We start from the raw sequence: 24,960 nt of genomic DNA on the forward strand, positions 1-24,960 counted from the left end.
GAAATCCAAGGGTTTTCGCGGATATGCCTATGCTGCGCTGCCCAAAAAGGTTGGCCTATTAGACCTTTTAGGGGTACCGCCCCACTTGCGCCCCGCGCCCTGCGGGACTAGGGGCCAACGCATAGACTTAAAAAGGCGAGTCAGCCCCTTGGTCGATCAAACCTCCTATCTGGCCGGTTACCTGCCGATCCTCATCTTTCTGGGTATCGCGCTGGCACTTTCCACGGCCTTCGTATTCCTGCCCATCGGCGCGTCGCGCCTTACCGGCACCTATAACCCCAACACCGAGAAGCTGTCGGAATATGAATGCGGTTTCCCCGCGTTCGAAGATCCGCGCAGCCAGTTCGACGTTCGCTTCTATCTGGTGGCGATCCTCTTCATCATCTTCGATCTTGAAGCGGCCTTTCTGTTTCCCTGGGCGGTAAGCCTGAAGGAAACGCAGTGGGCCGGTTGGGCGACGATGATGCTGTTCCTGTTCGAACTGGTGATCGGCTTCATCTATGCCTGGAAGAAGGGGGCGCTGGATTGGGAATGAACGACATGGCGACTTCTCCCGCAACGGTCGGCGGCGCGAATGTACTCGCGCCGGATCAGGCCTTTTTCGACAGCCTCAATGCCGAGGTTTCCGACAAGGGTTTCCTTGTCACCTCGACCGAGGAACTGTTCCAGTGGGCCCGTACCGGTTCGCTGTGGTGGATGACATTTGGTCTCGCGTGCTGCGCGGTGGAAATGATCCACGTCAACATGCCGCGTTACGACATGGAACGCTTCGGCGTGGCTCCGCGTGCGTCTCCGCGTCAGTCTGACGTGATGATCGTGGCCGGCACCTTGTGCAACAAGATGGCTCCGGCGCTCCGCAAGGTCTATGACCAGATGTCGGATCCCAAGTACGTCATCTCGATGGGTTCGTGCGCCAATGGCGGTGGTTATTACCACTACAGCTATTCGGTCGTGCGCGGCTGCGATCGCATCGTTCCGGTCGACATCTATGTCCCCGGTTGCCCTCCGACCGCCGAAGCGCTTCTTTATGGCGTGATGCAGCTGCAGCGGAAAATCCGCCGCGCTGGCACGCTGGAACGCTGAGAAAGGGAGCAAGGGATGACCAAGGTTCTCCATTCCGCACCGCGTTACGCTTCGTTTGAAGGCGTTCTCGACAGCCTGCTTTCCCGTCTCGGGGATGTTATCGTCGCTTCGAAGGAAGAACACGGCGAAATCGTGCTGACGGTGAAGCGGGACGAAATCGAAAACGTCCTGCGCACGCTGCGTGACAAAGAACAGTTCCAGCAGCTCATGGACATCGCGGGGGTCGACTATCCCTCGCGCGCCGAGCGTTTCGAAGTGGTCTACTGCCTGCTGTCGGTCACGCGCAACTTGCGTCTGATCGTCAAGGTCTCGACCGACGAAGCCACGCCGGTCCCGACCGTGACCACGCTGTGGCCCAATGCCGGTTGGTACGAACGTGAAGCCTACGACCTTTACGGCGTGCTTTTTGCAGGCAACACCGACCTTCGCCGCATCCTGACCGACTACGGTTTCCAGGGGCATCCGTTCCGCAAGGACTTCCCGCTGACCGGGTATGTCGAACTGCGCTATTCCGAAGAGGATCAGCGCGTCGTCTATGAACCGGTCCGTCTGGCGCAGGATCTGCGCCAGTTCGACTATCAGAGCCCGTGGGAAGGGCCGCACTACGTGCTGCCCGGCGATGAAAAGGCGGAAGGGCCGAAGGTATGAGCTTTACGCTTGAAGAGTCGCCGACCACCGGCGACGAAGTCATCTCCAACTACACCATCAACTTCGGACCGCAGCACCCGGCAGCGCACGGCGTGCTGCGCATGGTCATGGAACTTGATGGTGAAATCATCGAGCGGATCGATCCGCATATCGGTCTGCTGCACCGCGGCACCGAAAAGCTGATCGAATACAAGACCTATCTTCAGGCTCTGCCGTATTTCGATCGTCTCGATTACTGTTCGCCGCTCGCCATGGAATATTCCTATGTCCTGGCGATCGAAAAGCTGCTTAACGTCGAAGTTCCGCTGCGCGCGCAGTATCTGCGCGTGCTGTTTGCGGAATTGACCCGTATCTGCAACCACATGCTCAACATCGGCAGCCACGTCATGGACGTCGGCGCGATGACTCCGAACTTGTGGCTGTTCGAAATTCGCGAAGACTGCCTCACGTTCTTCGAACGCGCTTCGGGCGCTCGCATGCACTCGGCCTGGTTCCGTCCGGGTGGGGTGCATCAGGACGTTCCGCTCAAGCTGCTGACCGACATTGCCGACTGGCTCGATACGCGCCTGCCGGAACTGTTCGATGACGCGATGAGCCTGGTGGTGGACAACCGCATCTTCAAGCAGCGCAATGTCGACATCGCTCTGGTGAGCAAGGAAGATGCGCTGGCCTGGGGCTTCTCGGGTCCGATGATCCGCGGTGCGGGCATTCCCTGGGACATTCGCAAGGCGCAGCCTTACGACGTCTATGACCGCATGGACTTCGAGATCCCGGTCGGGACCAACTCGGACTGCTATGACCGCATGATGGTCCGTGTCGAGGAAGTCCGGCAATCGGCCCGCATCATGAAGCAGTGCCTCGAGCAGATGCCCGAAGGTCCGGTGCTCACCAGCGATCGCAAGGTCGCTCCGCCCAAGCGCGGCGAGATGAAGAGCTCGATGGAATCGCTGATCCATCACTTCAAGCTCTACACCGAAGGCTTCCATGTTCCCGCTGGCGAAGTCTACGTCGCGACCGAAAGCCCCAAGGGCGAATTCGGCGTCTATCTGGTCAGCGACGGCACCAACAAGCCGTACCGCTGCAAGATCCGGCCGACCGCTTTCTCGCATCTTCAGGCCATGGACTTCATGTCGAAGGGGCACATGCTTCCCGACGCGACGGCCATTCTGGGGGCGATCGATGTGGTGTTCGGGGAGTGCGACCGGTGAGCCCGGCGGCGGTGCGACAAGTGTCGGTCATCGCCTGCCTGGTAGGGCTGGCGGTTTCCGCCGTGTATTTTCTCGCCACCTGGAACGGAACGCCGACCCCGGCCTGGATGCCCATGGTAGTCGCCCTTATCGGCGGCTACGAACTGGTGCAGTGCAGCCAGGGGCTTTGGCTCAAGCGGGCGGGGCGTTGAACATGACCCCGACCGCGTCTCCCTGCTTCAAGGATTTTGCCTAAGATGGCTGATCGTCATCCCGAACCGGTAACGCCGGAACTTGTTGCCCGCTGGGGCAGCTTTGCCTGGACCGCTGAAAATGCGGAAAAGGCGAAGGAAATCGTGGCTCGCTATCCTGCCGGACGGCAGCGCAGCGCGGTCATGCCGCTGCTGGATCTCGCTCAGCGCCAGGTCGGCGCGGAAGAGAACACTCAGGGCTGGCTGCCGATGCCGGTGATGGAATATGTCGCGCGTTATCTCGACATGCCGATCATCCGCGTGCTCGAAGTCGCCACCTTCTACACGATGTACAACATCCAGCCCGTCGGCCGCTTCCATGTGCAGGTCTGCGGAACGACGCCGTGCATGCTGCGTGGGTCGGATGACATCCTCTCGGCGTGCTACGCGCGCGGGCTGAAGAAGGGGCATACGACGAAGGACGGCCTGTTCACGCTGACCGAAGTCGAGTGCATGGGCAATTGCTCGTCGGCACCGATGGTGCAGATCAACGACGACAATTACGAAGACCTGACGGCCGACAGGCTCAATTTCGTTCTCGACGAACTTGCTGCCGGTCGCCAGCCGAAGGCCGGGACACAGGAACCCGGTCGCCACACTGTCGAACCGGTTGGCGGGCCGACCTCGCTGACTGCGATGGTGACCGAGAACCACGACTATCGAGGGGAGTGGTAAGCCATGGCCCTTGCCGACAAGGACCGCATCTTCACCAATCTCTACGGTTTCCAGCCGTGGAATCTTGCTGCGGCGCGTGCGCGTGGCGATTGGGACAATACCAAGGCGCTGCTGGAACGCGGTCGCGATGCGATCATCCAGGAAATGAAGGACTCCGGTCTGCGCGGGCGCGGAGGCGCAGGCTTCCCGACCGGCATGAAGTGGAGCTTCATGCCCAAGGAATCGCGCGACGGCCGTCCGAGCTTTCTCGTTATCAACGCCGACGAATCCGAGCCCGGTTCGTGCAAAGACCGCGAGATCATTCGCCACGACCCGCACAAGCTGGTCGAGGGGGCACTGGTCGCCGGTTTCGCGATGGGGGCCCGTGCGGCCTACATCTACATTCGCGGTGAATACATCCGTGAGGCCGAGACGCTTTTCGCGGCCGTGCGCGAAGCGTACGACGCGGGCCTGATCGGTCGCAACGCATCGGGGTCGGGGTACGATTTCGACGTGTTCGTTCACCGCGGCGCGGGCGCTTACATCTGCGGCGAAGAAACCGCGATGATCGAAAGCATCGAAGGCAAGAAGGGGCAGCCCCGCCTCAAGCCTCCGTTCCCGGCAGGCGCTGGCCTTTATGGCTGTCCGACAACCGTGAACAACGTCGAATCGATCGCGGTTGCGCCGACGATCCTTCGTCGCGGCGCGGCTTGGTTCTCGTCTTTCGGGCGCGATAACAACAAGGGGACGAAGCTTTTCCAGATCTCCGGGCACGTCGACAAGCCGTGCGTGGTCGAGGAAGAGATGTCGATCCCGTTCCGCGAGTTGATCGAGCGTCACTGCGGTGGCATTCGCGGCGGATGGGACAATCTGCTGGCCGTCATTCCGGGCGGTTCGTCGGTTCCGCTGGTTCCGTCCGAGCAGATCATGGACGCGCCGATGGATTTCGACGGGCTTCGCGCGCTTGGTTCCGGTCTGGGGACTGCTGCTGTCATCGTGATGGACAAGTCGACCGACATTGTTCGCGCGATTTCGCGCCTTTCGTACTTCTACAAGCACGAAAGCTGCGGGCAGTGCACGCCGTGCCGCGAAGGCACCGGCTGGATGTGGCGTGTCATGGAACGCCTGCGTACCGGCGACGCATCTGTCGAGGAAATCGACATGCTGTTCAATGTCACCAAGCAGGTCGAAGGACACACGATCTGTGCTTTGGGTGACGCGGCGGCCTGGCCGATTCAGGGCCTGATCCGCCATTTCCGCCCCGAAATCGAACGTCGCATCGCTGAACGCGGTGCTGTTCGGGAGGCTGCCGAATAATGCCAAAGGTCAAAGTAGACGGCGTCGAGATCGAGGTCCCGGCCGGAGCCACCGTGCTCCAGGCCTGCGAACTCGCCGGCAAGGAAATCCCTCGTTTCTGTTATCACGAGCGGCTTTCGATCGCCGGCAATTGCCGCATGTGCCTCGTGGAGGTGAAGCCTGGACCGCCCAAGCCGCAGGCTTCCTGCGCTCTTCCGGCGAACGAAGGGCAGGAAATCCGCACCGACAGCGAAATGGTCAAGAAGGCGCGGGAAGGGGTGATGGAGTTTCTCCTCATCAACCACCCGCTCGATTGCCCGATTTGCGACCAGGGCGGCGAATGCGACCTTCAGGACCAGTCGATGGCCTATGGCCGTGGCGGTTCGCGCTATCACGAAGCGAAGCGCGCGGTCACCGAGAAGAACATGGGGCCGTTGATCAAGACGGTCATGACGCGGTGCATTCACTGTACCCGTTGCGTGCGCTTCAGCGAGGAAATCGCGGGCGTCGATGAAATCGGTGCGCTTTATCGCGGTGAAAGCACCCAGATCACGACGTATCTGGAGCAGGCTGCGAAGCACGAGCTTTCGGCCAATGTGATCGACCTCTGCCCGGTCGGTGCGTTGACGAGCCGCCCTTACGCGTTCGAAGCGCGTCCTTGGGAACTCAAGAAGACGCTCTCGATCGACGTGTCCGACGCGCTCGGTGCGAACACCCGGATTGACTCGCGTGGTCGTGAAGTGCTTCGCGTCGTTCCGCGCACGAACGACGACGTGAACGAGGAATGGCTGGCCGATCGCGCTCGTTTCCTCGTTGACGGGCTTGTCCATCGTCGCCTCGATCGTCCCTGGCTTCGCCATGAAGGCAAGCTGCAGGCGGCAAGCTGGGGCGAAGTGCTGTCGGCGCTGGCAAAGATCAACCCCGGTTCCTCGGTTGCGGTGATCGCGGGCGACCTCGTCGATTGCGAAACCATGTTCGCAGCGAAGAAGCTTGCTTCGGCGCTGGGTTCGGGTCTCCTCGAAGGACGTCAGACCGGGCTTGCCTATGACACCTCGAACCTTGCGGCCGTTGCGTTCAACACGACGCTCGCCGGTATCGAGGAGGCTGACGCCGTTCTGATCTACGGCAGCCAGATCCGCGATGAAGCACCGCTTCTCAACGTCCGCTTGCGCAAGGCGGTGAAGAGGGGCGCGAAGGTCTTCATCATCGGTCCCTCGTGGGATCCGACTTACGCGGCAACCCATCTCGGTGACGACGCCTCGGTGATCGACAACCTGCCCGAAGATGTCGCGGCGGTGTTTGCTGCGGCAGCCAAGCCGGCGATCATCATCGGTGGCGGCGCCCTTGCAAAGGGCGGTCTTGCTTCGGGTCTCGCTTTCTCGGCCCGGTTCAATCTCGTTCGCGAAGGTTGGAGCGGTTTCAACGTGCTGCATTTTGCCGCCGCGCGCATGGGCGGGCTTATGCTCGGTTACGCGCAAAAGGGCGGCATTGGCGATATCGTTGCGGCGCAGCCCAAGGTCGTGATCTCGCTCGGCGCGGATGAAGTCGACTGGACCAAGTTCGCCAATTCGATGATCGTTCACATCGGCCATCATGGTGACAAGGCGGCGCACGCTGCCGATGTCATCCTCCCCGGTGCGGCGTTCACGGAAAAGGACGGTACTTACGTCAACACCGAAGGTCGCGTTCAGTACGCGGAAAAGGCCGTCTTCGCTCCGGGTGAAGCCCGCGAAGATTGGTCGATCCTGCGTGCACTTGCGGACGCTTTCGGCGTTTCGGTTGGGTTCGACAGCTTTGAAGAACTCCGCGCAGCCATGGTTGCCGAAGTTCCCGCACTTGGCGTCGAAGCGCTTGCTCATTACGGCGACCTTCCGGCCGCTCCGGAAGGACAGCGTGCTTCCGGCGTGATTGCCTATCCGGTCAAGGATCGTTTCCTGACCAACGCGATTGGTCGCGCCAGCCCGACGTTGCAGCGCTGCTCGGCCGAACTCATCCACGGTGAAATTCAGGCGGAGGCCGCGGAATGACCCCGTTTTTCCAGGGACTTGGCCTGCCCTATGAATGGGCCTGGACCATTTCGACGATCTGCGGAATTCTGCTGATCGCCTTGCCGGTCATGTTGTCGGTGGCAATGGTCATCTATGTCGACCGCAAGGTCTGGGCCGCGATGGCCCTGCGCCGCGGTCCCAACGTCGTCGGGCCTTTCGGTCTGCTTCAGTCGTTCGCCGACGGTCTCAAGGTTTTCCTTCAGGAAACCATCATTCCGGCTGCGGCGAACAAGGGACTCTTCCTGATTGGCCCGATCGTGACTTTCACGGTCGCGCTTCTGGCTTGGGCGGTTATCCCGTTCAACTCGGGCGCCATTCTCGCCAACATCAATGTCGGCCTTCTCTATATTCTCGCGATTTCTTCGCTGGGTGTGTACGGGATCGTCATTGCCGGTTGGTCGTCGAACTCGAAGTATCCCTTCTTCTCGGCGATGCGCGCTTCGGCCCAGATGATTTCTTATGAAGTCTCAATCGGGTTCATCCTGATCTGCGTCGTCCTTTGGGCGGGCAGCTTCAACCTGAACGACATCGTCAAGGCACAGCACGGTCACGGCTTCGGTTTCATCAACGGGTTCTGGTGCAATCCGCTTTTGTTCCCGATGTGGGTGATGTTCCTGATTTCGTCGATGGCTGAAACACAGCGTGCACCGTTTGACTTGACCGAAGCGGAAAGCGAACTCGTCGCAGGTTATCAGACCGAATATTCGTCGATGGCTTTCGCGCTTTTCTGGCTCGGTGAATACGGCAACGTCCTGATGATGTGTGCGCTCAACGCCACGTTGTTCTGGGGCGGCTACCTTCCGCCGCTGGAAATTCCCGTTCTCTATCTCATCCCGGGCTGGATCTGGTTGATCCTCAAGATTGCTTTCGGCTTCTTCGTGTTCAGCTGGGTCAAGGCGACCGTTCCCCGGTATCGCTATGACCAGTTGATGCGCCTTGGCTGGAAGATCTTCCTGCCCGTTTCGCTGCTGTTCGTGTTCCTCGTCAGCGGCTACCTCATGGCTACCGGACACTTCGCATGACCGTCGCCCAGATCGTCAAGACTTGGACCCTGTGGGAGTTCGTCAAGGCGCATTGGCTTACCCTGAAGTATTTCTTCAGGCCCAAGGCGACGGTGAACTATCCATTTGAAAAGAACCCGATTTCGCCGCGTTTCCGGGGTGAGCACGCTTTGCGTCGCTACCCCAACGGCGAAGAACGCTGCATCGCGTGCAAGCTGTGTGAAGCAGTTTGCCCGGCGCAGGCGATCACGATCGAAGCCGAACCGCGTGATGACGGCTCGCGCCGCACCACGCGTTACGACATCGACATGACCAAGTGCATCTTCTGCGGTTTCTGTCAGGAAGCGTGCCCTGTCGATGCCGTCGTCGAAGGTCCGAACTTCGAATATGCCACGGAAACCCGCGAGGAGCTGCTTTATGACAAGGCCAAGCTGCTCGCCAACGGCGACAAGTGGGAGCGTGCCATCGCTGCCAACCTCGAAGCCGATGCACCGTACCGGTAAGGGGGCCGCATCATGATCCAGGCATTTGCCTTTTATCTCTTCGCGACGCTGATGATCGTGTCGGGCGCGGTCACGATCCTCGCCCGCAACCCGGTCCACTCGGTCCTCTGGCTGATCCTCGCGTTCTTCAACGCGGCGGGACTTATGGTCCTTGCTGGCGCCGAATTCATCGCGATGCTGCTGATCATCGTCTACGTCGGCGCCGTCGCGGTGCTGTTCCTCTTCGTGGTGATGATGCTCGACATCGATTTTGCCGAACTTCGCGCCGGTTTCATCCGGAATGCGCCGCTCGGTGTGATCCTTGCGGTGGTTCTCTTCGTCGAGCTTTTCGTCGGCATCCTGGTGCGCAGCGCCGGCGACATGGCGATCGGCACGGCGGGCGCGGCAACGGCGGTCCCTGCGGGTCTGTCCAATACCGCTGCGATCGGCGCTCTTCTCTACACCCGGTATCTCTTCGTTTTCGAAGCCGCCGGTTTCATCCTGCTGGTCGCGATGATCGGTGCCATTGTCCTGACGCATCGCCAGCGTAGCGGTGTGCGTGGCCAGAACATTGCCAAGCAGATCGCCCGCCGCCCCGAAGAGGCGACGATCAACCTGCAACCCGAAGTCGGCAAGGGGGTCTCGTTGTGATCGGTATCGGCCACTACGTCGTCGTGAGCGCTATCATGTTCGTGCTCGGCGTCCTCGGCATCTTCCTCAACCGCAAGAATGTCATCATCATCCTGATGGCGATCGAACTGATCCTCTTGTCGGTGAACCTCAATCTGGTCGCGTTCTCCGCGTACCTTCACGATCTCGTCGGACAGATCTTTGCCATGTTCGTGCTCACCGTTGCGGCGGGCGAGGCGGCGATTGGTCTGGCCATTCTCGTCATCTACTTCCGTGGCCGTGGCACCATTGCGGTCGACGACGTCAACCGGATGAAGGGCTGAGAGAAAACCGATGTCTTCCATCCAGACTATCGTCTTCGCGCCGCTGGCAGCGGCCATCATCGCCGGGCTCGGCAACAAGAAGATCGGCGCTGTGCCGGCTAAGCTTGTGACCACCGGCGCCCTTTTCCTCTCTTGCGCCCTGTCCTGGCCGATTTTCCTGAGCTTTCTGGGCGGTCACGCCCAGGAAAGCATCACGCCGGTTCTCGATTGGGTGAAGTCGGGCGATCTCGACTTCTCGTGGACGCTTCGCGTCGACACTCTGACCGCGATCATGCTGGTCGTGATCACCAGCGTTTCGGCGCTCGTGCACCTCTACTCGTGGGGGTACATGAGTGAGGAACCCGACCAGCCCCGGTTCTTCGCGTACCTCTCGCTGTTCACCTTCGCCATGCTCATGCTGGTGACTGCGAACAACCTGGTGCAGATGTTCTTCGGCTGGGAAGGGGTGGGCCTTGCGTCCTACCTTCTGATCGGTTTCTGGTTCCGCAAGCCGAGTGCAACCAAGGCGGCGATGAAGGCCTTTGTGGTCAACCGCGTTGGTGACCTTGGTTTCATGATGGGTATGTTCGGTATCTTCCTTGTCTTCAAGACGGTGTCGATCCCGCAGATCCTTCATGATGCGCCCACTCTCGCGGGCTCGACCATTGGCTTCCTGGGCTTCCGTTTCGAAACGGCGACGGTGATCTGTCTGCTGCTCTTCGTCGGTGCGATGGGCAAGTCGGCGCAGCTCGGGCTTCACACCTGGCTTCCCGACGCAATGGAAGGTCCGACCCCGGTGTCGGCGCTGATCCACGCGGCGACCATGGTCACCGCTGGCGTATTCATGGTGTGCCGTCTCTCGCCGCTCTTCGAAATGAGCGAGACCGCGCTGCACGTCGTGACCTTCATTGGTGCGATCACCTGCTTCTTTGCCGCGACGGTCGGCACGACGCAGACCGACATCAAGCGCGTCATTGCTTATTCGACCTGTTCGCAGCTCGGTTACATGTTCTTCGCGGCAGGCGTCGGCGCTTATGGCGCGGCCATGTTCCACCTCTTTACCCACGCATTCTTCAAGGCGCTTTTGTTCCTTGGCGCGGGTTCGGTGATCCATGCGATGCACCATGAGCAGGACATGCGGTACTACGGCGGTCTGTGGAAGAAGATCCCGCTGACGTTCGGCGCGATGATGGCTGGTACGCTCGCTATCACCGGCGTTGGTATCGATGACGTGTTCGGCTTTGCTGGCTTCTACTCGAAGGATGCGATCCTCGAGGCGGCATACGCTCACGGTACGGAACTCGGCCACTTCGCTTTCGCCATGGGTATTTTCGCAGCACTGCTGACCAGCTTCTATAGCTGGCGCCTGATTTTCCTGACTTTCTTCGGGAAGGCACGTTGGGAACAGTCCGAACATATCCAGCATGCCGTTCACGACGCTCATGGCCATGGCGACCATGCCCATGATCATCATCACGGTCATGACCATGCGCACGGCCACGGTGAAAGCGACGGGACTGCCGGATATCATCCGCATGAAAGCCCGCTCAACATGCTGGTGCCGCTTGCGGTGCTGACGGTTGGTGCCGTTTTCGGTGGCTTTGCGTTCGCCCAGTACTTCCTCAGCGAGGGAACCGGCGAATTCTGGAAGGGGGCGCTCGTTTTCGACGAAAGCCTGATCCACGCCGCGCACCACGTGCCGGAATGGGTGAAGCTTGCGCCTGCAGGCGTCATGCTGACCGGTTTTGCGATCGCGATCTTTGCCTACATCCTCAATCCGGGCTTCCCTGCGGCTTTCGTGGCGCAGTTCGGCTTCCTTTACCGCTTCCTGCTCAACAAGTGGTACTTCGATGAACTCTATGACCTGATCTTCGTCCGTCCCGCCATGGCGCTGGGCCGGGTGTTCTGGAAGGTCGTCGACATCGGGATCATCGACCGCTTCGGTCCGAACGGCGCCGCCTGGGTTGTCGCTCGTGCCAGCCGCGGGGCCGCTCGGCTCCAGTCCGGATACCTCTACAGCTATGCGCTGGTCATGCTCGTCGGCCTTGTCGGCGCGATCAGCTGGGTGATTGCACGATGACCGGTTTCCCGATCCTTTCGCTCATGTTGCTGGTACCGTTGGTCGGTGCCGTTCTCTGCCTCAAATCGGGGCGGGAAACGGCACGGGTCGTGGCACTGATTGCAACGCTCATCGACTTCGCGCTCGGCGTGGTGCTCTGGACGCACTTCGACATTGGCGGCGCTCAATGGCAGTTCCAGGAACATGCCGCTCTTTTCTCGGGCTTCGACTGGAAGCTCGGGATCGACGGCATCGCCCTCCTGCTGATTGTCCTGACCGTGTTCCTCATGCCGATCTGCATCGGCGCGAGCTGGAACTCGATCGAGAAGCGCGCAGGCGAATATTACGCTGCGTTCCTTCTTACTGAAACGCTTCTGCTCGGCGTGTTCGTCGCGCAGGATCTCTTCCTCTTCTACATCATGTTCGAAGCCGGCCTTATTCCGATGTATCTGATCATCGGGATCTGGGGTGGGGCGGAACGCATCTACGCCAGCTACAAGTTCTTCCTCTACACGCTGCTCGGCTCGGTCCTGATGCTGATCGCGATGTTCTGGATGGTCAATGAAGCCGGCACGACCGACATTCCGACCCTGATGGCCTACAACTTCCCGCCTGCCGCGCAGACTTGGCTGTTCCTTGCGTTCTTTGCCAGCTTTGCGGTCAAGATGCCGATGTGGCCGTTCCACACCTGGCTTCCCGACGCTCACGTGCAGGCACCTACCGGTGGTTCGGTCATCCTTGCCGGCGTTCTGCTGAAGATGGGTGGTTACGGCTTCATTCGCTTCTCGCTGCCGATGTTCCCGGTTGCCTCGGCGCACTTCGCGCCGCTGATCTGGGGTCTGTCGATGGCGGCGGTGGTGATCACTTCGCTCATCGCGCTCGTTCAGAACGACATGAAGAAGCTGATCGCTTATTCGTCTGTCGCCCACATGGCGATCGTCACGGTCGGTCTCTTCGCTTTCAATCGCCAGGGCCTCGAAGGCTCGATGATCGTCATGCTCAGCCACGGGATCGTGTCGGGCGCTCTGTTCCTTGGTGTCGGTGTCATCTACGATCGCCTGCACACTCGCGAAATCACCCGCTACGGCGGTCTCGCGGTGAACATGCCCTATTACGCGCTGTTCTTCATGCTGTTCACGATGGCTTCGATCGGTCTTCCCGGGACGAGCGGGTTCGTCGGTGAGTTCCTCTCGCTGCTGGGTGTCTATCAGGAATCGAGCTGGGTCGCGCTGATTGCGACGACCGGGATCATCCTGGGTGCTGCCTACATGCTGTATCTCTACCGTCGCGTGATCTTTGGCGAACAGGCGAATGCCGATGCCGCCAAGTTGCCTGATCTCGACTTCCGCGAGTGGGCCATGATGATCCCGCTTGCCGCTGTCGTCCTGTGGATGGGCGTGTATCCTGAATCCTTCCTCGCGCCGATGCGCAAGGATATCGGGGCTCTGGAGGCGCGTGTCGCCATGGCCAAGCCCAAGGGAGATGCTGACGTGAAGACCGGTGCCGAACGGACCGCGACGGCTGCTGCTGCAGCACTTGCCTCGGCCCAGCTGAAGGGAGCGAAGTAATGGATTTCGCTCATTCGCTGGCCGCCATTTCGGCGGAGGAACTGATCAGCGGCGCAGGACTGGTCCTGCTGCTGGTCGCGGCTTGGGGCGGTGACAAGGCCGCCCGGGCAATCTCGGTTGCGGCGCTTGTCGTGCTGGTTGCGGCGGCGGCTCTTGCCGTCCCCGCTCTTGCAGGCGGCGTTGGCGGCAAGGCGGCTTTCGTGTTCGACGGGCAGCTGCGCGTCGATGCCTTTGCCTCCTTTGCCAAGCTGCTGATCTATCTCGGCGCTGGTGTGACCCTCATTGTCGCACCGTCGTTTTTCGAACGCTTCAACGCGCTTCGTGCCGAATTTCCCCTGCTGGTGCTCTTCGCGGCACTCGGCATGGGGATCATGGTTTCGGCAGGTGACCTGCTGACGCTGTACATCGGTCTCGAGCTCAACAGCCTTGCGTCCTATGTCCTTGCCGCCATGCTGCGTTCGGACGGCCGCTCGGCGGAAGCGGGCCTCAAGTACTTCGTGCTCGGTTCGCTCGCTTCGGGCATCCTGCTCTACGGTGTCAGCCTGACCTACGGGTTCACCGGAACGACCTCGTTCGAAGGCATTCGCACGGCTCTGAGCGCTGGTCCGCTCTCGATCGGTGCGACTTTCGGGATGGTCTTCGTTTTCGCCGGTCTTGCGTTCAAGATCAGCGCGGCGCCGTTTCACATGTGGACCCCGGACGTGTATGAAGGTTCGCCGACCCCGGTGACGACCTTCTTCGCGACGGCTCCGAAGGCGGCTGCGCTTGCGCTGCTCATGCGCGTCAGCCTCGACGCATTCGGTGCGCACGTTTCGGCGTGGAACCAGATCGTGATCTTCGCTTCGCTCTTCTCGATCATCATCGGGGCACTTGGCGCGATCACGCAGAACAACATCAAGCGTCTGCTGGCCTATTCGTCGATCAACAACGTCGGCTTCATGCTCATCGGTCTTGCGGCCGGTACGCCGGCCGGTGCTTCGGCGATGCTGGTCTATCTTGCTATCTATGTCGTGACGTCGGTGGCCGGCTTTGCTGCGGTTCTTTTGCTGCGCGACGAAAACGGCGATCCGATCGAAGCGATTTCGGACATGGCGGGGCTTTCGCGTACCCGTCCGGGCCTCGCCGCCGCGCTTGCCATCGTGATGTTCAGCCTGGCGGGCATCCCGCCGCTGTTCGGCTTCTGGGGCAAGTTTGTGGTGTTCCAGGCTGCGGTTCAGGCCCATCTGGTGCTGCTCGCCGCAGTTGGTATCGCAGCCTCGGTGATCGGTGCATTCTACTACCTCAAGGTGGTGAAGGTGCTGTATTTCGACGAACCGGCAGACAAGGTTCGTGGCAACGGTGACTTTGCCAATACGGTCCTGCTGGCGCTTGCTTCGATCGCGATCTCGCCGCTTGGCTATCTTGGCACGAAGTGGCTGGGTGGGCTTGCCGGCAACGCTGCGGCTGCGCTGTTCCACGTAGTCTGAACCGATGGAGCCTGATCAGGTTGGACGCGATCCCCTGACTGGTTCCCTTGAGACGGTTTCACAAATCGCTTCGACCAACACCGAGCTTCTCGCACGGGTTGGTCGGGGCGATTTGCCGTTTGAAGGGAACTGGCTGGTTGCGGATCGGCAGTCGGCGGGACGAGGTCGCGCCGGACGGGTTTGGAACGACGGTTTCGGCAACTTCATGGGGTCGACCGTTGCGTGGCTCCGTGCCGGGGATCCACCAGCACCGACTCTTTCCCTGGTTGCGGGCGTCGCGGTCATTCGTGCGCTTCATGATGTCTGCGGATTGTTGTCCGGCGCCATTCTGAAGTGGCCCAACGATGTTCTTGTGCGGGGCGCGAAACTCGCTGGCATCCTGCTGGAGCGTCAGGGTGACTGCATCGTTGTCGGGATCGGCGTCAATCTGGTACTGGCGCCAGAGGTCGAGGGCAGGGAGACCGTTTCCCTCGCGAGCCTTGGCCATGCGGTGTCACGCGATTCGTTCGCCTTTGCCCTGAGCGCACAATGGCGGTCCGCTCTTGAATGCTGGCATCGCGGCGAATGGCCTTCGCTGCGTGAGGATTGGCTCGCTTATGCCCATCGCAAAGGAACGCTGTTGTCGGTGCGCGATCCGTCCGGCGGAGCGATCATGGGCGGGTTCGCCGGGTTAACCCCTGATGGGGCTGCACTTCTCCACTTGGCGGATGGCCAAAGGCGTGCGATCCACGCGGGCGATATTGAACTCGTGGGGGAATGATGCTGCTCGCGGTTGACGTTGGAAACACCAATGTCGTGTTTGCGCTGATCGATGGACGTGAGATCCTTGGGCGTTGGCGTATTGCCACCGATCCCCGGCGCACGGCGGATGAATATGCGGTATGGTTGCTGCAACTGTTCCGGTTGCAGGGCTTCGAGGCCGAAGCGGTCGATCAGGTGATCGTGTCGACGGTCGTTCCTCGCGCACTGCACAACATCCAGGTGTTGTCGAACAAGTATTTTCATCGGGATGCGTTGATCGCAGGTGAGCCCCCGGTTGCCTGGGGGTTCCGGATTGATGTCGATCAGCCGCGCTCGGTTGGTGCCGATCGCGCCGTAAATGCGATTGCGGCCCATGCCCGGTTCCCCGGTGACCTGATCGTGGTCGATTTCGGCACTGCGACGACATTCGACGTCATCGATGCGGAGGGGACCTACAAGGGCGGGATCATCGCGCCGGGTATCAACCTCTCTCTCGAAGCCCTGGTGAATGCGGCGGCGCGACTGCCGCGTATCGCGATCGAGGCCCCGCGCGGCAATGCGAGCGTCATCGGGCGCAATACCGAAGACGCGATGCATATCGGTGTGTTCTGGGGCTATGTCGCGATGATGGAAGGGTTGATCGCACGACTTCGTGCCGAGATCGGACGGCCCGCGAAAGTCATCGCGACGGGCGGTCTGGCGGTTCTGTTCCATGAACACACGACCATTTTCGATCACGTCGAGACCGATCTCACTCTTGACGGGCTCGCGCTCCTCGCCGAACGGGCGAGAGGCTGACAAGAACTTTTGACTGATCAGGAATCTACGTGAAGCCAGGTAAGGAATTGCTGTTTTGCGCGCTCGGTGGCTCGGGCGAAATCGGTATGAACGTCAACCTCTACGGCTGCGAGGGGAAGTGGTTGATGGTCGACCTCGGCATGACCTTTGCCGACCCCTGGTATCCGGGGGTCGAACTTGTCTTTGCGGATTTGGAGTTCATCGAGGAACGCTCGGACGATCTTCTCGGCATCGTCCTCACGCACGCGCATGAAGACCATATCGGCGCGGTCCCCTATTTCGCGCAGGAACTCGGCGTTCCGATTTACGCGACGCCTTTCACTGCCCGGCTCGTGCATGAGAAGCTGGTCGAGGCCGGGATCGACCGGGATGTCGAACTCCACGTGATCGAAAACAACGGGCGTATCTCGTTGGGAGCGTTCGATATTCGTTACGTTCCGCTCGCGCATTCGATTGCCGAGGGGAATGCGCTGGTGATCGATACCCCTTACGGGCGGGTCTTCCATACCGGCGACTGGAAGCTTGACGATGAGCCGCGTGTCGGAACGCCTGCGACCGAAGAGGAACTGACCGCGATCGGGGACGAGGGCATCCTCGCGCTCGTTTGCGATTCGACCAACGTTTTCAATCCCAAGGCTTCCGGTTCGGAAGGGGCTGTGCGGGCCGGGCTGCTGGAAACGATCGATTCCCTCAAAGGGCGTCGGGTCGTCGTCACGACGTTTGCGTCGAACGTTGCCCGATTGCAGACGCTTGCTGAAGTTGCCGAAGCGACCGGGCGCCGCCTTTGCGTGGCGGGGCGTTCGCTCGACCGCATCATTTCGGTGGCTCAGGCGAGCGGTTATCTGCAGGATTTCCCCGAGACCGTCGGAATGGACGACGCGATGGATCTGCCTCGCGGTGAAGTCCTGATCCTGGCGACCGGCGGGCAGGGTGAGGCGCGCGCGGCACTGGCCCGCATTGCCGGAGACCAGCATCCCGTAAAGCTGGAAGCCGGGGATGCTGTTGTGTTCTCGAGCCGCCAGATTCCCGGCAATGAACTGGCCATTGGGCGTGTCCAGAATGCCCTTGTCGCCAAAGGCGTCCGCATCGTGACCGATCGGCAGTCGATGATCCACGTGTCCGGACATCCCGGACGTCCCGAACTCATGAAGCTCTATGAGTGGTTGCGGCCGCAGATGCTTGTCCCTGTCCACGGCGAGATCCGCCACATGGACGAGCAGGCCCGGCTCGGACGTTCCGAAGGGATCGCTCGCACGATCCTGCAAAAGAACGGGGATCTCGTCCGTCTGGCACCGAACGGTCCGCACAAGATCACCGAAGTTCGCGCCGGACGGCTCGTGCTCGACGGCGATATCATCACGCCCGCCGATGGCGAGGCGATCGTCGCGCGGCGCAAGCTCGCGCAGCTGGGGTTGGTGACGGTCGCCCTTGCAGTCAATCTTGAGGGCAAGCAGGTCTCGCCGATCGATGTCGCGACGATCGGCATTCCGCTCGACGAGGACATGGAGGCCTTCATCGCCGAAGCGCAGGTCGATGCGTCCGAGGCGGTGAGGGGGCTGAAAGGCGATCGTCGTCGTGATCGGCTCGCCGTTGCCGAAGCAGTTCGTCTTGCTGTAAGGCGGTGTGCCTATCGTTGGATCGGCAAGAAACCGGTGGTTCAGGTGATGTTGCGCGCGGCCTGACAAGGTCTCGGCGCCTCTCCTGATCCCATGCGGAAAACAGGAGAGGCTGGGCGTGCGCTGGACATCGATCCTTGCGATTTTCTCGCTGTTCTGGGTGATGTCGGCCTTTCTGGTTATGCCTTTTGGCGTGCGTACCCATGATGAACTGGGTCTCGAGCGAGTGCCGGGGCAAGTTCTGAGTGCTCCAGGCAATTTTTCGCCCCGGCGGATTGCCCGGCGGGCGACCGTTCTCGCACTGGTCCTTTTCGCGCTCTATTACGCCAATTACGTCGAGCGCTGGATCACGATCGATGATATTGATATTTCACGCTGGATCGGCCTTGCCTGAATAGCCTGAGGGCTGGCCGGATCGTGGGGAATACAGGGTCGGGACAAGTGGTCGTGCCATCGCTGACGGACAGGTTGCGCGCGTGGCTTGGCCATGGCGAGCGGGCGGGACGGCCCGGAGATGCGACGGCCCTCATGGCGATCGTCGGGTTGGCACTGGTCGCTCGTCTGGTTGTTGGCGCCTTGCCGATCGTCCATCACGAGGACGAGGTCTGGCAATATCTCGAACCCGCCTATGGCGAACTGACCGGCTTGTGGATCAGGACCTGGGACATACGCGCGGGTATTCGGAGCTGGCTGATGCCGGTTCTGTTGATGCCGCCGGTCGCGCTGGGACGGGCACTGGCGCCGGGAAGCGGGCTTCATGTCCTGCTGGCGCGCGAAATGCTGGCGCTGGCCTCGCTGGGCGTTGTCTGGGCCTTTTATCGCCTGGGGCTGCGCGTCGGGCGGGGTCACGGGTTCGTTGCGGCTTTTGTGGCGGCGACCTGGGTCGAGATCGTCTATTTCGCGCCGCGAACGTCGAGCGACGGCCTTGCGCTGACCTTGTTGTTGCCTGCCTTCGTTCTCGTTTCCGAACCATCGGATCTGCGCAAGCGCGATGTGCTGGCGGGGTTTTTCTGTGGCGTCGCGGTCATGCTGCGCCTGCAACTCGCTCCGGCGGTCGCTTTTGCGGTGCTGGGAATGGTGGGGTGGCAGCCCCGTCGCTATCCGGCCTTGGTGGGCGGCGTTCTGACGGGTTTCGCGCTCGATGCTGCGGCCAATGCCGTGATGGGGGAGCCTCCGTTCCTGTGGATCTGGCGGAATTTCGCGGTCAATCTCGTACAGGGCAAGAGCGAGATGTTCGGCGTGGCGCCGCCGTGGTGGTATTTCGAGCGCCTGTTCGAGGGCTGGCACGTCGGGGCGGTGCTGCTGGTCCCTGCCATCGTGTTCGGGGCGCGGCGCTATCCGGTCCTGCTGGGTGCGGCTCTGGTCGAGATCGCGACGATGGCGCTTATTCCGCACAAGGAATTCCGCTTCATCACTCTCGGGCTGTGCCTGCTGATCCTGCTGGCTGCGATCGGCTCGGTCGACTTGCTCGACCTTGCGGTACGGCGTTTCGGCTCGCCGGGGCGTCCGGTCGTTGCGCTCTGTACCTTGTGGTTGGCGCTGTCGGTGCTGGTCGGGACGAGCCCCACTTTCCTTGAATACTGGGTGCTGGGGGCTACCGAAGCGCAGGCGCTGCGCCAGGCCGGGCAGGTTCCTGCGGTATGCGGGATCGGGATCTATCGCCATCCCGATGTGCCTTTGCCTGCCTATACGTTCATTGATCGGCCGGTTCCGGTCCTGATGATCGATGAATGGTTGGCGGTGCGTACGGACCATCCGCCCATGTTGAAAAGCGCTTACAACGTTGCGATTGCCCCGGGGGTGGTTGCTGATGACCTTCGACGCGGTGGTTATCGCGAGTTGTCGTGCGGTGGATCGCTTCATCCGGCCGATCCGCGCCACTATTGCGTTTATGTGAGGCAGGGCGGATGCGCACGCGCACCCGCCTATTTCGATTACAATGCGGGTCTTGCCCGGATCGACAGGTAATCAGACCCCTTCGAGGGCGTAACCCGCCGAGCGGACTGTCCGGACCGGATCGGGCGCGCCGGGAATGGCGATCGCCTGACGCAAGCGCCGGATATGGACGTCGACGGTGCGCAATTCGATGTCGCTGCCGCTGCCCCAGACGGCATCGAGCAACTGGCCGCGGGAAAAGACTCGGCCGGGGTGTTCCATGAAGTGGCGCAGCAGGCGGAATTCGGTCGGACCGATCTTGATCGACTGCGCCTTGCGCGTGACGCGGTGCGCGGTGGGGTCGAGCGAGAGATCCCCGACCGTGATCGTTTCACCGGCAAGAGCGGGGCGAACGCGGCGCAGCACTGCACCGACACGGGCGATCAGTTCGCGCGGAGAGAACGGCTTGGTGACGTAGTCGTCGGCTCCGGTCTCGAGCCCACGAACGCGATCGTCCTCGTCACTGCGTGCAGTCAGCATGATGATCGGGACGTGGGCGGTCGCCTTTTGGCGACGCAGGCGGCGGCAGACCTCGATGCCGCTGGTGCCGCCGATCATCCAGTCGAGCAGGACGAGATCGGGCGTGTCCTCTGCGGCCAGAAGCAGGGCTTCGTCACCGTCCGCGGTCGTCCGGACATCATAGCCTTCGCCGCGAAAGCGATATTCGACCAGCTCGGCCAGTGCGGTGTCATCCTCGACCAGCAACAACTTTGGCGCGGACATCTGCAACCCCCTGTTTTGGTCCGACCACGGTGCAATCATTGACACTTGCATGACCGGCGATCTGCGCAGACACGACAAATGTTACAGCGTGGTGACGAACTCCCTCCGGCCTTTCGGTTGGACGTTACGCCGGAATTCCAATCTCGAACGAAACCCGGCGCAGGTCGTGTCAGGCGGGTGGCGGAACGTCCTCGCGCTCGGGCAGATAAGTGCCCGTTGCCGCGTAATGGACCATTTCGGCAATGTTGGTGGCGTGATCGCCGATGCGCTCGATATTGCGGGCGACGAACATCAATTGCGCCACGCTGCTGATCGTTGCCGGGTTTTCGACCATGTAGGAGACGTAGTTGCGGAAGATGCTGTCATAGAACGCATCGACCTTGACGTCGCGGCGGACGATTTCGGCGGCGGCAACCGGATCGCGTGCGGCATAGGCGGTCAGGACGTCATGGACCATGTCGCCAGCCATTTCGTTCATGATCGGCAGAAGAGTGAGCGGTTCGAACCGCTTGCGCCCTTCGATGTGACCGACCCGCTTGGCGATGTTCTTGGCATAATCGCCGATCCGCTCGATCACGCCCGCGATCTTGAGCGCGGCAATCACTTCACGCAAGTCGTCGGCCATCGGCGCGCGCAGGGCAAGCACTCTGACCGACAAGCGGTCCACTTCGCTTTCGAGAGCGTCGATCCGGCGGTCGCGGGCGATGACGCCGGCGGCCATTTCCTCGTTGCCGCTGACGAGCGCGTCCATCGCTTCGGCAATGGACAGTTCGGCAAGGCCGCCCATTTCCGCCACCAGGCCACGCAGGCGGGTGATGTCGTCGTCGAAAGCCTTGACGGTATGTTCAGCCACCATGGGGTCCTTATCCGTATCGACCGGTGATATAGTCCTTGGTGCGTTCTTCACGAGGGTTTGTGAAGATGTCAGACGTCGTTCCATATTCGACGATCCGCCCAAGGTGGAAGAATGCTGTGCGTTGCGACACGCGCGCGGCCTGCTGCATCGAATGGGTGACGATCACGATGGCGTAGCGCCCGCGCAATTCGTCGATCAGTTCCTCGATTCGCGCAGTGGCGATAGGGTCGAGTGCCGAACAGGGTTCGTCCATCAGGATCACTTCGGGATCAATGGCGATAGCCCGCGCGATGCACAGGCGCTGCTGTTGACCACCCGAAAGGGCCGTGCCGCTGTCGGAGAGGCGATCCTTGACTTCGTCCCAGAGCCCGGCTCGCTGCAGCGAGCTTTCGACGATGCCGTCGAGTTCGCTGCGGCTGTTGGTCATGCCGTGGATGCGCGGGCCATAGGCGATGTTTTCATAGATCGACTTGGGGAAGGGGTTCGGCTTCTGGAACACCATGCCCACACGTGCGCGCAGTTCGACGATATCCATGCCCGAGCGATAGATGTCTTCGCCGTCGAGCAGGATCTGCCCTTCGACGCGGGCGCCGGGGATCGTGTCGTTCATGCGGTTGATCGAACGCAGGAACGTCGATTTGCCGCAACCCGACGGGCCGATGAAGGCGGTCACATAGCTTTTGGGAATGTCGATCGAGACATCCTCGATCGCGCGTTTCTCGCCATAATAGACCGAGACGTTGCGGGCCGCGATCTTGGGGCCTTCGACCGGTTCGGGAAAGGCGGAAACCGTTCCGAACGTGCTGTCGATGGCGTCGGGCTGGGCAGGGACGGATGCGCTCATGTTACCACCGTTTCTCGAAGCGGTTGCGCAAGTAGATGGCAAGACCGTTCATGACGAGCAGGAAGACCAGCAGGACGATGATCGCCGCGCTGGTGCGTTCGATAAAGCCGCGGTCGATTTCGTCCGACCACAGGAAAATCTGGACCGGAAGGACCGTCGCGGGCGAAGTCAGCGTGGCCGGGGGCGAGGCAACGAAAGCGCGCATCCCGATCATCAGCAGTGGAGCGGTTTCGCCGAGCGCGCGCGCCATGCCGATGATCGTGCCGGTAAGAATGCCGGGCAGCGCCATGGGCAGGACATGGTGAAAGACGACCTGCAACGGGCTGGCACCGACGGCGAGGGCTGCGTCGCGGAGCGAGGGGGGCACGGCCTTGATCGCGTTACGCCCGGAAATGACGATCACCGGCATCGTCATCAGAGCAAGCGTCATGCCGCCCACCAGCGGGGCGGAGCGATCGTTGGGAAAGATCACGAGAAAGACGGCAAGGCCAAGCAGGCCGAAAATGATCGAGGGCACCGCGGCAAGATTGTTGATCGAGATTTCGATGAGATCGGTCCAGCGGTTCCGGGGCGCATATTCCTCGAGATAGAGAGCCGCGAGCACGCCGACGGGAAAGGCGAGAGCGAGCGTGACCAGCATGGTCATGATCGAACCCTTGAGCGCGCCCCAGATGCCGACCATCTGCGGGCTGGTGGCGTCGGAGCGGGCGAGGAAACCCCAGTCGAAGCTGTGGACGAGAACGCCCGAAGCCATGAGCTTGCGCGCGCGGGCCTGAAGCTCGGGAGCACCGCTGCCGCGTGCCGCATTGGCCAGTTCATCGCTTGCGGGAACAGTGAGAGGAATGCTGCGCGCGGCAAGAAGGTCGGGATGGGCGACCAGTTCCGCGCCCGCGTCGCGCCAGCCGGTATCGGCGATGAGAGCGGAGCCTCCGTCACCCAACTGCCGTTCGGCTGCCGCATCGATCAGCGCGGGAAGGCCGCCGACTTCAAGAGCGTCGAGAGGCTGGGGCTGGGCCAGCCGCGACGGATCGACCAGCAATTCGCCTTTGACCGGGAGATCGAGGCGGATCTCGTACCGTTCGAACCCGGCGAGGCCGTTGAGCGACATCGAGGCGAGCAACAGGACGAGAATTAGCGCGGAAAAGCCGACGGCGGCAAATCCCGCCCAGCGGAACAGCCGATCGTCGAGATGGCGGCGCGCCAGACCCGCGCGCATCCGTTCGTGACGGCGCGCACGAACGGCGGCGGCTTGTGCTGCGGCCTCGCTGTCGAAGCGGGCGCGGGACGAGGCGGTGGATTGGGGCAACGGGGCCTCACTCATAAGCTTCGCGGTAGCGCTTGACGACGCGCAGAGCGATGAAGTTGAGCGCCAGCGTGACCAAGAACAGGGCCATGCCCAGCGCGAAGGCGGAAAGAGTCGCGGGGTGATCGAAACTGCCTTCGCCGGTCAGCATGGCGACGATCTGGAACGTGACCGTGGTCATGGCCTTGAACGGGTTCACCGTCAGATTGGCGGTGGCACCGGCGGCCATGACGACGATCATGGTTTCCCCGATCGCGCGGCTGACGGCGAGCATCATGCCTGCGACGATCCCGGGCAGGGCGGCGGGAATGAGTACGCGGCGGATGGTTTCGGCGCGGGTTGCCCCCAGTGCGAGGCTGCCGTTGCGCATGTCGTTGGGGACTGCGGCAATGGCGTCGTCGGCCATCGACGAGACGAAGGGAATGATCATCACGCCCATCACCAGACCTGCGGCCATGGCGCTTTCGGTCGAGGCATCGTTGATGCCGACAGCTTGCGCGAAATCGCGGATTTTGGGCGCAACGGTCAGCGCCGCGAAATAGCCATAGACCACGGTCGGAACCCCGGCGAGGATTTCGAGCAGCGGCTTGACCACGCTGCGGACCTGATGCGTCGCATATTGGGTGAGATAGATCGCGCTCATCAGGCCGAGCGGGATCGCGACGACCATGGCAATGACGGCGCCGATGTAGATCGTCCCCCAGAACAGCGGGATGGCGCCGAACTGGTGTCCATCCGGAACGCCCACGCTCATCGGGTCGGGGGCCCAATGCAGGCCGAGGAGAAAATCAGTCGGGGAGACGAGGCGGAAAAACCGTATCGTTTCAAAGATAAGGCTCAGCATGATACCGGCCGTTGTCAGGATTGCTACCAGAGAGGCCAGCAAGAGCAGCCCCATGACGGCCCGTTCGACATGGGTGCGTGCGGCAAAGTCGGGGCGCAGTCGCAGGAAGGCGTGAGCGCCGCCAGCAAAGGCGATCACGATCGTCAGGACAAGGCCGATCACCTGATAGCGGAAGATCGCTGCCCGGAACGGGATGACAAATGCCTCGGCGGCCGGATCAAAGACCGCCCGTGCCGCCCCGGTCGCGACCGCATGGGCCTGGGACAGGAGCGACTGGCGTTCGAACCCGAAGGCGGGAAGCGAGGAGGCCGCAGGCGTCGCGAGCACTTCGTGGCGGATCAGCACGGGGGAAACCCCGTTCCAGATCAGCACGAAGACAAGCGTCGGAACCGCGATCCACAGGCCGACGTACCAGGCGTGAAAGCCGGGCAGCGAATGGGTTCGTCCGGTGGGGCTTGCCAGACGGAATGCGCGCGCCCGAGCCCTCGCGACCAGCCAGCCGACAAGGCTCAGCCCGAAAGCAAGCAGGGTAAGGATGGCTGGCGACATGGTTGCGGACGTTTCCTGATCTGGTGCGGGCGTCTGGACTGTTTCGGGTGAAACGGGCCAGTTCCGGGATGCGAAT

Annotated in this window: 24 protein-coding genes and 1 pseudogene; 20 read left to right on the forward strand and 5 right to left on the reverse strand. The window is 61.6% G+C overall.

All coding sequences use genetic code 11. The features are described 5' to 3' along the window. Positions 1-148 precede the first annotated feature (148 nt). The 20 genes and pseudogenes from Y88_RS02385 to Y88_RS02480 all read left to right on the forward strand — a co-directional run bounded on the left by Y88_RS02385 (position 149) and on the right by Y88_RS02480 (position 19,798). On the forward strand, positions 149-535 hold the full coding sequence (locus Y88_RS02385) for an NADH-quinone oxidoreductase subunit A (protein WP_008065913.1): 387 nt from the start codon (positions 149-151) through the stop codon (positions 533-535). Beyond that, positions 532-1,083, forward strand: a complete 552-nt coding sequence (locus Y88_RS02390) for a NuoB/complex I 20 kDa subunit family protein (protein ID WP_008065914.1) — start codon at positions 532-534, stop codon at positions 1,081-1,083. Before Y88_RS02385 ends, Y88_RS02390 begins: the two co-directional genes overlap by 4 nt. Positions 1,084-1,098: 15 nt before the next feature. Then, positions 1,099-1,722 (forward strand): annotated as a pseudogene (locus Y88_RS02395) (NADH-quinone oxidoreductase subunit C); the annotation flags it as partial. Between the two features lie 5 nt (positions 1,723-1,727). Then, positions 1,728-2,939 (forward strand): NADH-quinone oxidoreductase subunit D, encoded by a 1,212-nt coding sequence (locus Y88_RS02400; protein ID WP_008065926.1) that lies wholly within the window; start codon positions 1,728-1,730, stop codon positions 2,937-2,939. Between the two features lie 62 nt (positions 2,940-3,001). Further along, positions 3,002-3,130: a hypothetical protein gene (locus tag Y88_RS19695; RefSeq protein WP_008065928.1), complete on the forward strand. Its 129-nt coding sequence runs from the start codon at positions 3,002-3,004 to the stop codon at positions 3,128-3,130. A gap of 45 nt (positions 3,131-3,175) precedes the next feature. Further along, positions 3,176-3,844, forward strand: a complete 669-nt coding sequence (locus Y88_RS02410) for a complex I 24 kDa subunit family protein (RefSeq protein ID WP_008065929.1) — start codon at positions 3,176-3,178, stop codon at positions 3,842-3,844. A 3-nt stretch (positions 3,845-3,847) separates the two neighbouring features. Then, on the forward strand, positions 3,848-5,140 hold the full coding sequence (gene nuoF, locus Y88_RS02415) for an NADH-quinone oxidoreductase subunit NuoF (protein WP_008065930.1): 1,293 nt from the start codon (positions 3,848-3,850) through the stop codon (positions 5,138-5,140). Next, positions 5,140-7,146 (forward strand): NADH-quinone oxidoreductase subunit NuoG, encoded by a 2,007-nt coding sequence (nuoG, locus tag Y88_RS02420; RefSeq protein WP_008065931.1) that lies wholly within the window; start codon positions 5,140-5,142, stop codon positions 7,144-7,146. Before nuoF ends, nuoG begins: the two co-directional genes overlap by 1 nt. Beyond that, positions 7,143-8,189, forward strand: a complete 1,047-nt coding sequence (gene nuoH, locus Y88_RS02425; RefSeq protein WP_008065932.1) for an NADH-quinone oxidoreductase subunit NuoH — start codon at positions 7,143-7,145, stop codon at positions 8,187-8,189. Before nuoG ends, nuoH begins: the two co-directional genes overlap by 4 nt. Next, positions 8,186-8,671, forward strand: coding sequence for an NADH-quinone oxidoreductase subunit NuoI (gene nuoI, locus Y88_RS02430; RefSeq protein WP_008065933.1), 486 nt, complete (start codon positions 8,186-8,188; stop codon positions 8,669-8,671). Before nuoH ends, nuoI begins: the two co-directional genes overlap by 4 nt. A gap of 12 nt (positions 8,672-8,683) precedes the next feature. Next, positions 8,684-9,301 (forward strand): NADH-quinone oxidoreductase subunit J, encoded by a 618-nt coding sequence (locus Y88_RS02435; protein WP_008065934.1) that lies wholly within the window; start codon positions 8,684-8,686, stop codon positions 9,299-9,301. Continuing rightward, positions 9,298-9,603, forward strand: coding sequence for an NADH-quinone oxidoreductase subunit NuoK (gene nuoK, locus Y88_RS02440; protein WP_008065935.1), 306 nt, complete (start codon positions 9,298-9,300; stop codon positions 9,601-9,603). The genes Y88_RS02435 and nuoK overlap by 4 nt, the downstream gene beginning before the upstream one ends. Before the next feature lie 10 nt (positions 9,604-9,613). Next, entirely contained in the window at positions 9,614-11,662 is a 2,049-nt protein-coding gene (gene nuoL, locus Y88_RS02445; protein ID WP_008065936.1) for an NADH-quinone oxidoreductase subunit L, read from the forward strand. After that, the gene (locus tag Y88_RS02450) at positions 11,659-13,209 is read left to right on the forward strand and encodes an NADH-quinone oxidoreductase subunit M (RefSeq protein WP_008065938.1); all 1,551 of its coding nucleotides are present in this window, start codon (positions 11,659-11,661) and stop codon (positions 13,207-13,209) included. Before nuoL ends, Y88_RS02450 begins: the two co-directional genes overlap by 4 nt. Beyond that, positions 13,209-14,675 carry an NADH-quinone oxidoreductase subunit NuoN gene (nuoN, locus tag Y88_RS02455; RefSeq protein WP_008065939.1) on the forward strand — a complete coding sequence of 489 codons (1,467 nt, stop codon included), beginning with the start codon at positions 13,209-13,211 and terminating at the stop codon, positions 14,673-14,675. Before Y88_RS02450 ends, nuoN begins: the two co-directional genes overlap by 1 nt. Positions 14,676-14,679: 4 nt before the next feature. Continuing rightward, positions 14,680-15,435 (forward strand): biotin--[acetyl-CoA-carboxylase] ligase, encoded by a 756-nt coding sequence (locus Y88_RS02460; protein ID WP_008065941.1) that lies wholly within the window; start codon positions 14,680-14,682, stop codon positions 15,433-15,435. Continuing rightward, on the forward strand, positions 15,435-16,214 hold the full coding sequence (locus tag Y88_RS02465) for a type III pantothenate kinase (RefSeq protein WP_026166758.1): 780 nt from the start codon (positions 15,435-15,437) through the stop codon (positions 16,212-16,214). Before Y88_RS02460 ends, Y88_RS02465 begins: the two co-directional genes overlap by 1 nt. 29 nt (positions 16,215-16,243) lie before the next feature. Further along, on the forward strand, positions 16,244-17,896 hold the full coding sequence (locus Y88_RS02470; protein WP_008065945.1) for a ribonuclease J: 1,653 nt from the start codon (positions 16,244-16,246) through the stop codon (positions 17,894-17,896). 52 nt (positions 17,897-17,948) lie between these two features. Then, a complete protein-coding gene (locus Y88_RS02475) occupies positions 17,949-18,224 on the forward strand; it encodes a DUF1467 family protein (RefSeq protein WP_008065947.1) in 276 nt (91 codons plus the stop codon). 53 nt (positions 18,225-18,277) lie between these two features. Further along, on the forward strand, positions 18,278-19,798 hold the full coding sequence (locus tag Y88_RS02480) for a glycosyltransferase family protein (RefSeq protein WP_157132570.1): 1,521 nt from the start codon (positions 18,278-18,280) through the stop codon (positions 19,796-19,798). Here the strand turns inward: Y88_RS02480 and phoB are convergent, their stop codons facing one another. The 5 genes from phoB to pstC all read right to left on the reverse strand — a co-directional run bounded on the left by phoB (position 19,799) and on the right by pstC (position 24,884). Further along, complete coding sequence (gene phoB, locus Y88_RS02485; RefSeq protein ID WP_008065951.1) at positions 19,799-20,488, reverse strand: phosphate regulon transcriptional regulator PhoB; 690 nt, start codon at positions 20,486-20,488, stop codon at positions 19,799-19,801. Between the two features lie 169 nt (positions 20,489-20,657). Further along, the gene (phoU, locus tag Y88_RS02490) at positions 20,658-21,344 is read right to left on the reverse strand and encodes a phosphate signaling complex protein PhoU (RefSeq protein WP_008065953.1); all 687 of its coding nucleotides are present in this window, start codon (positions 21,342-21,344) and stop codon (positions 20,658-20,660) included. Between the two features lie 7 nt (positions 21,345-21,351). Then, positions 21,352-22,188, reverse strand: coding sequence for a phosphate ABC transporter ATP-binding protein PstB (pstB, locus tag Y88_RS02495; protein WP_008065955.1), 837 nt, complete (start codon positions 22,186-22,188; stop codon positions 21,352-21,354). Position 22,189: 1 nt separating this feature from the next. After that, a complete protein-coding gene (gene pstA, locus Y88_RS02500; protein ID WP_018075223.1) occupies positions 22,190-23,509 on the reverse strand; it encodes a phosphate ABC transporter permease PstA in 1,320 nt (439 codons plus the stop codon). Continuing rightward, the gene (gene pstC / locus Y88_RS02505; RefSeq protein ID WP_008065957.1) at positions 23,502-24,884 is read right to left on the reverse strand and encodes a phosphate ABC transporter permease subunit PstC; all 1,383 of its coding nucleotides are present in this window, start codon (positions 24,882-24,884) and stop codon (positions 23,502-23,504) included. The genes pstA and pstC overlap by 8 nt, the downstream gene beginning before the upstream one ends. Positions 24,885-24,960: the final 76 nt, after the last annotated feature.

The sequence above is a fragment of the Novosphingobium nitrogenifigens DSM 19370 genome (assembly GCF_000192575.1).
In the GTDB taxonomy this organism is placed as follows: domain Bacteria; phylum Pseudomonadota; class Alphaproteobacteria; order Sphingomonadales; family Sphingomonadaceae; genus Novosphingobium; species Novosphingobium nitrogenifigens.

Excerpts from the sequence above, each read along its gene's own strand:
- Y88_RS02390 (WP_008065914.1), top strand. The coding sequence starts at position 532 with ATGAACGACATGGCGACTTCTCCCGCAACGGTCGGCGGCGCGAATGTA.
- Y88_RS02400 (WP_008065926.1), top strand. The coding sequence starts at position 1,728 with ATGAGCTTTACGCTTGAAGAGTCGCCGACCACCGGCGACGAAGTCATC.
- Y88_RS02410 (WP_008065929.1), top strand. The coding sequence starts at position 3,176 with ATGGCTGATCGTCATCCCGAACCGGTAACGCCGGAACTTGTTGCCCGC.
- nuoF (WP_008065930.1), top strand. The coding sequence starts at position 3,848 with ATGGCCCTTGCCGACAAGGACCGCATCTTCACCAATCTCTACGGTTTC.
- nuoG (WP_008065931.1), top strand. The coding sequence starts at position 5,140 with ATGCCAAAGGTCAAAGTAGACGGCGTCGAGATCGAGGTCCCGGCCGGA.
- nuoH (WP_008065932.1), top strand. The coding sequence starts at position 7,143 with ATGACCCCGTTTTTCCAGGGACTTGGCCTGCCCTATGAATGGGCCTGG.
- nuoI (WP_008065933.1), top strand. The coding sequence starts at position 8,186 with ATGACCGTCGCCCAGATCGTCAAGACTTGGACCCTGTGGGAGTTCGTC.
- Y88_RS02435 (WP_008065934.1), top strand. The coding sequence starts at position 8,684 with ATGATCCAGGCATTTGCCTTTTATCTCTTCGCGACGCTGATGATCGTG.
- nuoL (WP_008065936.1), top strand. The coding sequence starts at position 9,614 with ATGTCTTCCATCCAGACTATCGTCTTCGCGCCGCTGGCAGCGGCCATC.
- Y88_RS02450 (WP_008065938.1), top strand. The coding sequence starts at position 11,659 with ATGACCGGTTTCCCGATCCTTTCGCTCATGTTGCTGGTACCGTTGGTC.
- nuoN (WP_008065939.1), top strand. The coding sequence starts at position 13,209 with ATGGATTTCGCTCATTCGCTGGCCGCCATTTCGGCGGAGGAACTGATC.
- Y88_RS02460 (WP_008065941.1), top strand. The coding sequence starts at position 14,680 with ATGGAGCCTGATCAGGTTGGACGCGATCCCCTGACTGGTTCCCTTGAG.
- Y88_RS02465 (WP_026166758.1), top strand. The coding sequence starts at position 15,435 with ATGCTGCTCGCGGTTGACGTTGGAAACACCAATGTCGTGTTTGCGCTG.
- phoB (WP_008065951.1), bottom strand. The coding sequence starts at position 20,488 with ATGTCCGCGCCAAAGTTGTTGCTGGTCGAGGATGACACCGCACTGGCC.
- phoU (WP_008065953.1), bottom strand. The coding sequence starts at position 21,344 with ATGGTGGCTGAACATACCGTCAAGGCTTTCGACGACGACATCACCCGC.
- pstB (WP_008065955.1), bottom strand. The coding sequence starts at position 22,188 with ATGAGCGCATCCGTCCCTGCCCAGCCCGACGCCATCGACAGCACGTTC.
- pstA (WP_018075223.1), bottom strand. The coding sequence starts at position 23,509 with ATGAGTGAGGCCCCGTTGCCCCAATCCACCGCCTCGTCCCGCGCCCGC.
- pstC (WP_008065957.1), bottom strand. The coding sequence starts at position 24,884 with ATGTCGCCAGCCATCCTTACCCTGCTTGCTTTCGGGCTGAGCCTTGTC.